The 12,368-nt window shown below is 60.0% G+C and carries 12 protein-coding genes and 1 pseudogene; 7 read left to right on the top strand and 6 right to left on the bottom strand.

Translation table 11 applies throughout. The features are described from left to right. Positions 1-4: 4 nt before the first annotated feature. Entirely contained in the window at positions 5-1,123 is a 1,119-nt protein-coding gene (gene zapE / locus H7698_RS16585; protein WP_194692135.1) for a cell division protein ZapE, read from the bottom strand. Positions 1,124-1,269: 146 nt separating this feature from the next. On the opposite strand from zapE, the gene H7698_RS16580 reads away from it, so the two are divergent. Continuing rightward, positions 1,270-2,319, top strand: coding sequence for an aldo/keto reductase (locus H7698_RS16580; protein ID WP_194692134.1), 1,050 nt, complete (start codon positions 1,270-1,272; stop codon positions 2,317-2,319). 95 nt (positions 2,320-2,414) lie between these two features. On the opposite strand, the gene speB is transcribed toward H7698_RS16580, so the two are convergent. Together speB and H7698_RS16570 are read right to left on the bottom strand one after the other, a co-directional pair. After that, entirely contained in the window at positions 2,415-3,374 is a 960-nt protein-coding gene (speB, locus tag H7698_RS16575; RefSeq protein ID WP_194692133.1) for an agmatinase, read from the bottom strand. A gap of 21 nt (positions 3,375-3,395) precedes the next feature. After that, on the bottom strand, positions 3,396-4,487 hold the full coding sequence (locus H7698_RS16570; RefSeq protein WP_194692132.1) for a polyamine ABC transporter substrate-binding protein: 1,092 nt from the start codon (positions 4,485-4,487) through the stop codon (positions 3,396-3,398). Positions 4,488-4,588: 101 nt separating this feature from the next. Here H7698_RS16570 and H7698_RS16565 point away from each other — a divergent pair, with 101 nt between their 5' ends. From H7698_RS16565 to H7698_RS16550, 4 genes and pseudogenes are all read left to right on the top strand, one after another. After that, on the top strand, positions 4,589-5,479 hold the full coding sequence (locus H7698_RS16565; protein ID WP_194692131.1) for a LysR family transcriptional regulator: 891 nt from the start codon (positions 4,589-4,591) through the stop codon (positions 5,477-5,479). 201 nt (positions 5,480-5,680) lie between these two features. Further along, positions 5,681-7,154, top strand: a pseudogene (locus tag H7698_RS16560) (nucleobase:cation symporter-2 family protein). Between the two features lie 58 nt (positions 7,155-7,212). Continuing rightward, the gene (locus H7698_RS16555; RefSeq protein WP_162438153.1) at positions 7,213-7,686 is read left to right on the top strand and encodes an LEA type 2 family protein; all 474 of its coding nucleotides are present in this window, start codon (positions 7,213-7,215) and stop codon (positions 7,684-7,686) included. Positions 7,687-7,711: 25 nt separating this feature from the next. Continuing rightward, on the top strand, positions 7,712-8,257 hold the full coding sequence (locus tag H7698_RS16550; RefSeq protein WP_194692129.1) for a GNAT family N-acetyltransferase: 546 nt from the start codon (positions 7,712-7,714) through the stop codon (positions 8,255-8,257). 55 nt (positions 8,258-8,312) lie between these two features. Here the strand turns inward: H7698_RS16550 and H7698_RS16545 are convergent, their stop codons facing one another. Then, positions 8,313-9,236: a carbon-nitrogen hydrolase family protein gene (locus tag H7698_RS16545; protein WP_194692128.1), complete on the bottom strand. Its 924-nt coding sequence runs from the start codon at positions 9,234-9,236 to the stop codon at positions 8,313-8,315. 85 nt (positions 9,237-9,321) lie between these two features. Here H7698_RS16545 and H7698_RS16540 point away from each other — a divergent pair, with 85 nt between their 5' ends. After that, positions 9,322-10,239, top strand: coding sequence for a LysR family transcriptional regulator (locus tag H7698_RS16540; RefSeq protein WP_194692127.1), 918 nt, complete (start codon positions 9,322-9,324; stop codon positions 10,237-10,239). A 61-nt stretch (positions 10,240-10,300) separates the two neighbouring features. On the opposite strand, the gene H7698_RS16535 is transcribed toward H7698_RS16540, so the two are convergent. Next, positions 10,301-10,552 (bottom strand): hypothetical protein, encoded by a 252-nt coding sequence (locus H7698_RS16535; RefSeq protein WP_162438149.1) that lies wholly within the window; start codon positions 10,550-10,552, stop codon positions 10,301-10,303. A gap of 164 nt (positions 10,553-10,716) precedes the next feature. Here H7698_RS16535 and H7698_RS16530 point away from each other — a divergent pair, with 164 nt between their 5' ends. Continuing rightward, positions 10,717-11,034, top strand: coding sequence for a DUF883 family protein (locus H7698_RS16530; RefSeq protein WP_162438148.1), 318 nt, complete (start codon positions 10,717-10,719; stop codon positions 11,032-11,034). A gap of 200 nt (positions 11,035-11,234) precedes the next feature. Here H7698_RS16530 and H7698_RS16525 read toward each other — a convergent pair whose 3' ends face one another. Continuing rightward, positions 11,235-12,275, bottom strand: a complete 1,041-nt coding sequence (locus H7698_RS16525) for an Ldh family oxidoreductase (protein ID WP_162438147.1) — start codon at positions 12,273-12,275, stop codon at positions 11,235-11,237. Positions 12,276-12,368 lie beyond the last annotated feature (93 nt).

The following is a 12,368-nucleotide window of genomic DNA, read 5'->3' as shown; positions in this document are numbered from 1 at the left end:
GCTGTCAAGCCTCGGCAAAACGTTGCAACTGCATTTCCTGTAGACGACTGAGCGTACGGCGGAACGGAAACTCCAGATAACCCTCGGTGTACAGCGACTCCATGGACACTTGGGCTTCAAGGTACAGCGGCACCTTGCGGTCGTAGCACTCGTCCACCAGCGCAATGAAACGCCGGACACCGTCGTCATGCACCGACAGTTGCGGTAGTTCACGGTCGCCCGCCTCCACTCGCTCGACACCGTCTTCAGTGCCGCGCGCGATGCGTCCGGCGCGCTTTTGCGCGCTGAGGTTCGGCACATCACTTAACAGAATAGCCTTGAAGGTGTCGCACAGGATCATGAAATCCATGGCTGCAAAAGGCTGTTCACACAAGTCCGCGTAACGCGCCCAGAGCACGGTCGGGCTGGCCTGAACCACCTCGAGTGACCGGTAACCGACCTGGACTGGCTCGCTCGAGACGGGCTGACCGCTGCTCAACTGTTTGAACACTTCGCCCAAAGCGCCGGGCTGGCCGGGCGTTGCGACCCAGTAGCGCTGCAGGCCCGTGCCCGGGTGCAAGCGATGATCTTGCGCGCCGTCCACGGCAATCACCTGCATGTGCTGCTTGATCGCTTCAATGGCTGGCAGAAACCGATCGCGGTTAAAACCGTCCGCGTACAACTGATCCGGCGGCTGGTTGGAGGTGCAGACCACCACCACGCCCTGTTCGAACATCACCTGGAACAGCCTACCGAGAATAATCGCGTCACCGATGTCATTGACGAACAGCTCATCGAAGCACAGCACGCGCACCTCCTCACTCAGTTCGCGGGCGAGTGCTTTCAGCGGGTCAGCGGTGCCACTCAGCTGAAATGACCGCTGATGCACCCAACCCATGAAATGATGAAAGTGTTGGCGTCGGGCAGGCACCCGCAGACTTTGATAGAACTGATCCATCAACCAGGTCTTGCCGCGCCCCACCGGGCCCCAGAGGTAAACACCGGTGATCGGCGAGCGGCCTTCATGCAAGGCTTCGTAGCATTTCTGCAGCGCCCAGACGGCATGTTCCTGGGCTTCGTCCTGGACGAAACCTTTCTGTTCTATGGCGTGTTGCCAGGCGCTGAGGGGGGAGTCCGGATTCATGGGCGGCAGTATGCCATGACCACTCCACCAGTTTTTTATCCCGTTGAAAAAGTGTCTTGACGAAATATATTACTGGCATCATATTTAATACATGTTGATGGACATCTAAAACGCATTCCCCTGCCTTTTCTTCAGGAGTACTCCCCATGCATTACAAAGTGTTCGGCCGCAAAACCGGTCTTCGGGTGTCGGAATTGGCGCTGGGCGCCGGTAACTTCGGCACGGGTTGGGGGCACGGGGCAGAACGTGACGAAGCCAAACGTATTTTCGATGGTTACCTGGAGGCCGGCGGCAACTTCATCGACACCGCCAACGGGTATCAAGGTGGCCAGTCGGAAGGCATGCTCAGCGAGTTTATTGCGGCGGAACGGGATCACCTGGTCATCGCCACTAAATTCACCCTGGGGACTACACCGTCGGCGAGCATTTCCTACACCGGTAACAACCGCAAGAACATGGTCCGGGCCGTCGAGGAAAGCCTGACCCGCCTGAAAACCGATCACCTTGATCTGTTCTGGGCGCACATGAGCGACGGCGTGACGCCGATGGAAGAAATACTGCGCGGTTTTGACGATCTGGTACGCGCCGGCAAGATTCATTACGCCGGGCTGTCGAACTTCCCGGCGTGGCGCATCGCCCGGGCTGATCTGCTGGCGCAAGTGCGCGGCTTTGCCCCGATCGTCGCCCTCCAGGTCGAGTACAGCCTGGCGGAACGCACCGCCGAACGCGAGCAACTGCCCATGGCCGAAGCACTGGGCCTGGCCGCCACGTTATGGTCGCCACTGGGTGGCGGTTTCCTGACCGGCAAATACCGCAGCAACGACGGCGACAATCGCGCCGCCAAACTGGGCATGCTGATCCACGCCGAGAAAAGCGCCCGCGAAACCCATCTGCTCGACACCCTGCTGGCCGTTGCCGAAGAGTTGTCGGCGAGCCCGACGCATGTGGCCATTGCCTGGCTGCGGGAAAAAGCGCGGCAATCGACCACCACGCTGATTCCTATCCTGGGGTCACGCACCCGCGAGCAACTGGATGCGACGCTGGGCGCATTGAAAGTGCAACTGAGCGCCGATCAGATGTCGCGCCTGGAGGCTGTCAGTGATGTGCCCAAAGGGGTTCCCCATGAGACGCTGACGGGATCGTTTTCACGGTTCAGCGGGGACATTCTGGACCTGCCGAAGATTCCAGTGGCCTGATACGGATCAAATTGAGGGAGCAACGGTGCGAGCAAGCCGAATCGTCGCCCCGTCGCTCCCACATTTGGATCTTTACTGTCCTCCCGCTTACTGGTTTACCGATCAACCTTATGCCTGGCCGCATACAAACACAGCATCTCCATCGCCAATGTTGCCGCGGCCAGCGATGTGATCTCCGCACTGTCATAAGCCGGGGCCACCTCCACCACGTCCATCCCCACCAGGTTGATGCCGCGCAAACCTCCCAGAATTTCCAGCGCCTGCACCGTGCTCAAGCCACCGCACACCGGCGTTCCCGTGCCCGGCGCAAAGGCCGGATCGAGGCAATCGATGTCGAATGTCAGGTATACCGGATGATCGCCCACCCGGGCGCGGATCGCCTCGACGATGGCTTCACAGCCGCGGCGATGCACTTGTCGGGCATCCAGCACTTCAAAGCCCATGTGATCGTCGTTCGTGGTGCGCAAACCAATCTGCACCGAGCGCGACGGATCGACCAGGCCTTCCTTGGCGGCGTGCCAGAACATGGTGCCGTGGTCGACGCGCTTGCCCTCCTCGTCTGGCCAGGTGTCGCTGTGGGCGTCGAAGTGAATTAACGACAGTGGGCCATGTTTGCGGGCATGGGCCTTGAGCAGCGGATAGGTGATGAAGTGATCGCCCCCAAACGTCAGCATCGCGCTGCCGGACTCGAGAATATGGTTGGCATGCGCCTCGATGCTTTCCGGTACCGAGTGCGGTGAACCGTAATCGAAGTCGCAATCGCCGAAGTCGACCACCGCCAAATGATCGAACGGATCGAAGGTCCACGGCCAGTGACGCTCCCAGGCAATCCCGGCAGAGGCAGCACGAATGCCGCGCGGTCCGAAACGCGCACCGGGACGATTACTGGTGGCGGTGTCGAAAGGCACACCGCTCACGGCCACGTCGACACCGCGCAAATCGCGGCTGTAGCGACGACGCATGAAACTGGTGATGCCGGCGTAGGTACTTTCTGCAGCAGTGCCATAAAGACTGTCGCGAGTCATGGCCTGATCGTTTTGCACGGGGGCGTCCATTTAAAGCTCCTTATTATTAGCTTATTGGCGGCTACGGAAAGTGGTCCACAAGCGGGTGCGCTGACGCATGTCTTTGAGGCTCATGGTCCGGTCGGCGTACAGCCGGTCACGGACATCCGCCGGTGGGTAGATATCAGGGTCGTTGCGCACCGCTTCATCCACCAATGGCGTCGCTGCCTGGTTGGCGGTGGCGAAGAACAGCGTGTTGGTCAGCGCCGCGACGGACTCCGGGCGCAGCATGAATTCGATAAATAGGCGGGCTGCTTCCGGGTGCGGAGCGTCCTTGGGGATCGCCAGATTGTCCTGCCACACGAGGGTGCCTTCCTTGGGAATCCGGTAGGCGATTTCGTAGGGTTTGTTGGCTTTTCGCGCCTGGTCGGCCGCCATGCTGGCGTCACCGTTGTACGACAGCGCCAGGCAGACGCTGCCGTTGGCCAGATCATTGATCTGCCGTCCGCTGGCCACGTACAGCACCGAAGGCTGCAGTGTGTGCAACAACGCCTGGGCCGCGTCGAGATCGGACTTGTCAGTGCTGTAGGGATCTTTACCCAAGTAGTGCAAGGCCAGGCCAATCACTTCCTGGGGCGAGTCGATGATGGCAATGCCACAGTCTTTCAATTTGCTGGCGTACTCCGGTTTGAACAGCAGGTCCAGGCTGTTGAGTGGCACGTTCGGCAAGCGCTGCTGCACAGCTTCGACATTCATCCCAAGTCCCAGCGTGCCCCAGGTGTAGGGAACGCCGTACTGATTGCCAGGGTCGACCGTCGCCAGCTTTTCCAACAGATCCGGATCAAGATTGGCGTAGCCCTTTAGCCCCTCATGAGGAATCACTTTCAACGCTCCTGCCGCGAGTCCGCGCGCCAGAACACTGGACGACGGCACCACCACGTCATAGCCGCTGCCGCCGGTGAGCAATTTGGTTTCCAGCACTTCCGGCGCGTCGAACGTGTCGTAGCGCACGTGTATGCCGGTTTCTTTTTCGAACCGCTGCAGCGTTTCCGGCGCCACGTAATCCGCCCAACTGTAAAGATTGACCACTTGTTCCTGCGCCTGCACCGAGGCAGCCATGGCAAGAAAAAGTACCGGTAGACAGCGCTTGAACGTGGGAGCCATGACGAACACCTGACCAGAGGAAGTGACCGCAGGATGCAACGTCGGATACATTGGCGAAATATCAGGTTTGTTAACCTGACATTATCGAGGGGTAATGTTTAATGCTCGGTCAACTGCATGATCTCGACCTGCACCTGCTGCGGCTGTTTGTTCGTGTGGTCGAATGTGGCGGCTTCAGCGCTGCTCAGGGTGATCTGGGCTTGAGCCAGTCGAGCATTAGCCAGCAAATGGCCAAACTCGAAACCCGCTTGGGCTATCGGTTGTGCAGTCGCGGCAAAGGGGGGTTCAAGATAACGCCCAAGGGCGAACAACTGCTCAGCGCGACACGCGGGCTCTTTCAATCCATCGAGGCGTTCCGTCATCAATCCAATGGCGTGGCCGGGCGCCTGATCGGTGAAGTCCGCCTGGGAATATCAGAAGCGGTTGACCCATCCGTACTGCAAAAGGTGGCAGAGGCCATCCGGCGCTTTCGTGAGCGTGACGAATCGGTGCGCATCGAACTGATGACCGCGATGCCGGGCGAAATGGAGCGACTGCTGCTGCAACAGCGGCTGGACCTTGCTATCGGCTATTTCTCAATGGCACAAACCGCGTTTGATTACCGCGAACTGTTCAGCGAAACCCAGCACCTGTACTGCGCACCTGGCCATCCGCTGTTTACCGGTGACGCTGAGGACGCGGTGTTGAAGGCCAGTGATCACGTGGACCACCCCTACCGCTTCCTGCGCAATGATGAACCGTCCCAGGGCCAGCACTGTTCGGCGCGGTCGGAGCAGGTGGAAGGCACCCTCGCCTTCATCCTCTCCGGCAAACACGTGGGTTACCTGCCGAGTCACTATGCCCGCAGCTGGGAGGACAAGGGACTGCTGCGAACGGTGCGTGAGGGTGAAATGAGTTTCGACGTGGCGTTTCAACTGGCCCGCCACCGCGCCCAGGTACCGGGGGATGCGCAACAGGCGTTTGAGGAGGATTTGGTGGCGGCGTTTGGTTGAGTGCAGTGTTTTTGGGGCAAGGGCTTTACCTGAGACAAATGATTTATCCGGGATGAGGAGTAAACCCGTGGTGAGGGAGCTTGTCGAAATGCCTGCGCTGGGAAGTGGAATGCTGAAACGCCTGGTTACTGTTTCTGCTGCTTTCTGGCATCCTGCGCCTCCATTTTCTGACCCGGCCCGCCTGTTGGCACGCATACAACCATGACCGCCTCTGAAAAAGCCCCACCTGCACGAAACAACGACCTGATTTACGGCCTCAACGACCGCCCGCATCTCACCGCGACCATTTTCGCCGCGCTGCAGCACGTGCTGGCGAGTTTCGTCGGCATCATCACCCCGACTTTGATCATGGGCAGCGCCTTGGGCCTGCAAAGTGAAGTGCCCTACCTGATCAGCATGGCGCTGTTCGTGTCGGGCCTGGGGACGTTCGTCCAGGCACGGCGCTTCGGACCGGTGGGCTCAGGGCTTCTGTGCCTGCAAGGCACCAGTTTCTCGTTCATCAGCGTGATTCTCAGTGCCGGTTTCATGGTCAAGGCCCGTGGTGGTGGTACCGACGAAATCCTCTCGACGATCTTTGGCGTGTGCTTTTTCGCCGCCTTCATCGAAGTCGTGCTGAGCCAGTTCATCGGCAAGCTGCGCATGCTCATCACTCCGGTTGTGACCGGCACCATCATCACGCTCATGGGCCTGTCGTTGATCAAGGTGGCGATGACGGATATCGCCGGCGGCTTCGGTGCACCGGACCTCGGCGGAGCTCATCACCTGGCACTCGCAGCATTGGTGCTGGGCACGATTGTGGTGTTGAACCGGGTCGATGTGCCGTTCCTGCGCCTGGGCGCGATTGTCATCGGCCTGACCCTAGGCTATGTCGTGGCCTGGGCAATGGGTGACGTGAGTTTCGCCAGCATGCCCGATGTGCCGTTGATGAGCGTACCGGTGCCGTTCAAGTACGGTTTCAACTTCGATTGGGTGGCGTTCGTGCCCGTGGCGGTGATCTTCCTGGTGTCGCCGCTGGAAGCTGCTGGCGACCTGACGGCCAACTCGATGATCTCCCGGCAACCGGTCAAAGGCCCGATCTACATCCGCCGCATCAAGTCCGGCCTCCTCGCCGACGGCCTCAACTCAGCCATGGCGGCCGTGTTCAACAGCATGCCGATGGTTACGTTCGCCCAGAACAATGGGGTGATTCAGCTCACCGGCGTCGCCAGCCGTTATGTGGCATTTTTCATTGCCGGCCTGCTGGTAATTCTGGGCCTGTTCCCGATGATCGGCGCGGTGCTGCAACTGATGCCGAAACCAGTACTGGGCGGCGCGGAACTGGTGATGTTCGGCACCGTCGCGGTGGCCGGAATCAAGATCCTCGCCGAAGCCGGGCTGCATCGGCGCAACATGCTGATCGTGGCGATTTCCCTCGGCATGGGCCTGGGGGTTGCGGCCGTTCCAGAGGTGCTGCGCGAACTGCCGATGGCGCTGCACAACATCTTTGAATCGCCGATCACCGTGGGCGCGTTGTGCGCTATCGTGCTGAATATCTTCCTGCCTGAGGAATTCCTTGAACTGGAAGAAGATGATTTCGATCCGGAAGCATCGATCCTGCAGGTCATGGAAAACCCGGAGGTCCCCTGCCAAAGGTGAACCGGCCCCGCCTGCAGCGGTCGCACAGTTGAACCGCTAAAAAGGCTCGAGGGCTGAGCCGGCGGCGGTTCAGCCCTTTTCTTCATGAGAGCTTGTTTATGCGCAGTGTTCACGCCGTCATCCTTTCCTTGCTGTTGCTCTCCCTGAGCGCCTGCGCCCTGTTCCCCAATCGCGATCCGCTGAACATCAATGTCGTCGGCCTGGAACCCCTGCAAAGCCAGGACATGGAAGTGCGCTTCGCGGTGAAAATACGCGTGCAAAACCCCAACGAGAATCCTGTCGACTACAACGGCGTCGCGCTGGATCTGGAGGTCAATGGCCAGCCACTGGCGTCGGGCGTCAGCGATCAGTCGGGTTCCATTGCACGGTTTTCGGAAACCGTGCTGACGGTGCCGGTGAGCGTGTCAGCCTTCTCGGTGCTGCGTCAGACCCTGGGCTTGAGTCAAACCCAGTCGCTGAACAATCTGCCCTATGTGTTGCGCGGCAAACTCGCCGGCGGCTTGTTTGGCACGATGCGATTCGTGGACACTGGCAAGCTCAGCCTGCCGGGGACGACATCCGGCACCTGGTAGGCCCGACAAAGGAGCCCCATCCATCATGGAACCGACACCCACGCTCTACACCGAACGCCTGATCCTGCGACCGCTGGAAATGGCTGATGCGCCGGACATCCAGCAACACTTCGCGCACTGGGAGGTTGTTCGTTACCTCAACGCGTTTGTGCCTTGGCCCTATCCGGCAGACGGCGCCCAGACTTATCTGCGTGACATCGCATTGCCGGCGATTGCCGCAGGAACAGAGTGGCACTGGTCGATTCGCTTGAAATCCGCCCCGGAGCATCTGATCGGGAACATCAGTTTGATGGACGAGCAGGACAACAACCGCGGTTTCTGGCTCGGGCCCCAATGGCAGGGGCAAGGCTTGATGACTGAAGCCAGCGCCGCCGTGACGGCGTATTGGTTTGAAACCCTGGGTCGCCCGGTGATGCGCGTTCCGAAAGCGGCACCGAACATTGGCTCGCGCAAGCTATCGGAACGGGGTGGAATGCGGTTGATCGACACGGGGACAGGCCGGTTTGTCGGCGGGGAATTTCCCAAGGAGATCTGGGAAATCACTCGGGAAGAATGGCTCGAGCGACGTTGAAATTCACTGGCTGGCCGACGCGTTGTTTATGAACCGGTGGAAACCAATGTGGGAGCTATGCGGTAAATCGAACGCCAGGTTTCGCCCGCTCATCCACCGTCAACTCGAACACATCCGGGCGCGCGTAGTGGCCGACCACATCGAAATCGTATCGGGCACGAATCAGGTCATCGGTATCGATCGTCGCGGTGAGCAACCCCGCATCACCCCGTAACGGGCCTGCGAGAATGTCACCCATGGGGCCAACGATGATGCTTCCACCCGAGATCAATGGCCGATCCGCCGGCCAGTTGGCGATGTCCAGTCCCAAGGCTTGTGGCGAATTCTGAACCTGGCAGGCGCTGACAACGAAGCAGCGCCCCTCGTGGGCAATATGACGCATGCTGACCTGCCACATCTCCCGTTCGTCCACCGTTGGTGCACACCAGACTTCCACGCCTTTGGCATACATCGCGGTGCGTAACAGCGGCATCATGTTTTCCCAGCACACCACCGCGCCGATCCGCCCGACCTGGCTGTCGATCACCGGCAAGGTCGAGCCATCGCCCTTGCCCCAGATCAATCGCTCGGTGCCGGTGGGCATCAGTTTGCGGTGCCTGGCGACCAACCCGCCTATGGGGTCGAAATACAGTGCGGTGCAATACAACGTGCTGGCGACTCGCTCAATCACGCCGATCACCAGATTCGCGCCCGTGCGCGCCGACAAGCCCGCCAGCGCCTCCGTTTCGGCGCCGGGCACGTCGATGGCATTGGTTAAGTAGCGGGCAAATGCCTCACGCCCTTCCGGCAGGCGATAGCCCAGTTGCGTGCCGAAACCCTCGCCTTTCGGGTAACCGCCCAGCAAGGCTTCGGGCATGACCACCAGCGCCGCGCCGGCTTCGATGATGGCGTTTTCCCAGGCAAGAATCTGCTCCAGGGTGTCGGCTTTGCCACCGGGCAAAGCGCCGATTTGCAATGCAGCAACGATTGACTTGGGCATGTCGGTCTCTCCAAAAGCGCTGGGGTGTTGCTCATTCTCCGGCGGGACAGGATCATGAATAAAGCCCGACTCACTGCTGAATGATATGAACACCATGAATATCACTGCTGTCGATCTCAACCTGCTCAAAGTCTTCGAAGCGTTGCATGAGGAATCCAGTGCCAGCCGCGCGGCACTGCGCCTGGGCGTGACGCAATCGGCCGTCAGCGCCGCGCTGCGCCGGCTGCGCGACGTGTATGGCGACCCCTTGTTCGTCCGCACCGGTCGCGGCCTCGCGCCGACGCTCCGGGCCAATCAGCTGAAGCCCGTCATTAGCGATGCGTTGAACAAATGCCGGCAAAGCCTGGCCATGGTCGACCCTGCGGCCCATGAGTACGAAGGTCGTTCCGTTGCCATCGGCTTGTCCGATGATTTTGAAATCGCCTACGGTCGACGCTTGATCTCGGACATTGCCCGGTGTGCACCAAAGCTGCGGCTGATTTTCCGTCAGACTCATAGCCAGATCGTCGCGCAGGCCTTGATGGACCGCAGCATCGATCTGGCCATTACTGCCGGCGGATTTGCCGAGCGACTGCTCAGTCGTCAGGTGTTGGGTGAAGGGGATTATGCGTGCCTGGTCGACCCCGCCAGTCTTGCCGAGGGACAGCACAACCTCAGTCTTGAGGCGTTCGTCGCCCGTGAGCACATTCTGGTGTCGTCGGGCGGCTTTATCGGGATCACGGATGAGGGATTGGCAGCGCTGGAGCTGACTCGCCGGGTGTGCGCATCCACGACGCACTTTGCGGCACTCCCCTTTTTGCTTAAAGGCAGTCAGGCGGTGGCGACCATTCCGACTCACGCCGCGCAGAGCATCGCAGCGCTCAGTGGCCTGGCGCTATTGCCCTGCCCTCTGGCCTTGCCGCGTTACCCGATCGAGCTGGGCTGGCGCACCAGCACGCAGCTCGATCCGGTCGTGTTGAAAGTGCGCGAGGCGATTGTCGCGAGCTTTTCGCGCAGCTCATGATGAAGGTGCACTGTCCATGACGGACTTCCGCGATCCTACAGGGGTTGTGTCAGGCGCACGGTTACTTGGCAGCCATCAGCCGGTTCACTTCACTGCGCACCATGTTCGCGAATTCCGGAGGCGACATGGCGTCGAGTTCGGAACGGACCCACTCGGACCACTTGCCTTTGCGCTTGGCGCGCTCCCCGAACAACCGTGCCGCCTCACCCTTGGCTTTGCCCAGATTGCTTTGCCAAAGGTCGAACAGACGGGATTTTTCATCTTCAAGCGCGGCGCGCTCGGCAAGGGGTTTGTCGGCCAGATTGAAGCTCATGGGATTTACCTGCTGCGTAAAATAGGCGACATCTTACACTGTAGTCAGAAATCTCCTGCGCTGGATTTTCCGAAGGATCACGGGTTAGCGCAAAATCCCTGCAACTTTTTCCATCGCAGCAGACTCCATTGTTCACTGCCCATTAATCAGTAAGGAGTACCTCAATGGCTCGGAAAACCGCCGCACAAAACGCCGCAGACCAAATCAAGGATCAAGCCTTCAGCGAGTTGCAGGCGCTGATCGAGGAGTCCGACAAACTGCTTAAAAGCAGCGCATCACTGGTCGGTGAAGAAGCCGAGACCCTTCGTGGTCAAATAGCCCAGAAGCTCCAGCAGGCGATGGATTCGGTGACAAACGTTCGTGACCGGACAAAGCCCGCCGTTGATGCCACCGAAACCTATATCGGCGGTCACCCATGGCAAACCGTGGCGATCTCCGCCGGTTTCGGTTTGGTGGTCGGATTGCTGTTGGGCCGTCGTTAATAGCATCAGCCTTTAGTGACACTCCCCCTGTAGCAGCTGGCGCAGCCTGCGTCCGGCTGCGCAGCAGTCGTCATCCCGAGCGGTGCGGTGCTTCATGGAATCTTCTCAAACCGGTGTTACGACCACTGCGCAGCCGGACGCAGGCTGCGCCAGCTGCTACAGGAGACCGGCGTGGGATCCGGACTCCCGCGCCATACGCTTCACCCCCCCGCCAGTTCCCGCAACTCCTTCAACGTCTGTACATCCAGTTCAATGCCATTGGCCGCCGATTTCGCCCGCTGATGGTGACGACGATCTCCCGGCAACCGCTTGAGCCCCACACTGTGCATCTGCCGCACCAGTTCCTGGCTGCGTTCGGCAAAACCCTGCCCAGCAGCCTTGCTCGGGTCGATCACAATCAGCAATTGCCCGGTCCAGGGCGTCTTGGCCCCTGGATGGTTCGACCAATCGAATTCGAACGAAAAATTCCCGCCGGTCAGCGCCGCTGCCAACAACTCCACCATCATCGACAACGCCGAACCTTTGTGCCCGCCGAATGGCAGCAACGCCCCGCCCTCCAGAATGGCTTTCGGGTCCTGGGTCGGCTGACCGAGGCTGTCGACTCCCATGCCCGCAGGCAAGCGTTCACCCTTGCGCGCGGCGATCTGCACGTCGCCATGGGCGATGGCGCTGGTTGCCAGGTCGAAAACAATCGGATCACCGTCGGCCCGAGGTGCGGCAAAGGCTATCGGGTTAGTACCAAACAAGGGGCGATCCGCACCGTGCGGCACCACACAGGTCATACTGTTGACCACACTCAGCGCCACCAGCCCTTCATACGCGAAAGGCTCCACGTCAGGCCACAACGCGGCGAAATGATGGGAGTTACGAATGGCCAGCACCGCGATACCCGCGCTGCGGGCCTTCTCTACCAACAAGGCTCGCGCAGCCGCAAGCGCCGGTTGGGCGAAACCGTTGTCGGCATCGACCCGGACAAAACCTGACGCCACATCTTCCACCACAGGCACCGCCTGCCCATTGACCCAGCCGCTTCGCAGCGTCGATACGTAGCCTGGAATACGAAACACGCCATGGCTGTGGGCGCCGTCCCGTTCGGCACCGGCGCAGTTTTGCGCCAGGGTCCGGGCGACGTCCATGGAGGTGCCATGACGGACGAAAATCTGTTCAAGCAACACAACAAGAGAATCGAAATCGAGCGTTTGTTTGCCCGAACTAACGGCCAACTCTGGCGATGCGGTCATCTGAAGCTCCGGTTTTATTGTTAGAAAAGCGCGACACGACGATTAAGCGCTTTCATACGGCCTTGCTGTCAAGTTTTGGGCATGCAAATCGGT

It is taken from the genome of Pseudomonas sp. p50(2008) (assembly GCF_015351605.1).
Taxonomy (GTDB): Bacteria; Pseudomonadota; Gammaproteobacteria; order Pseudomonadales; family Pseudomonadaceae; genus Aquipseudomonas.
This window is presented reverse-complemented; position numbering and strand designations above follow the sequence as displayed.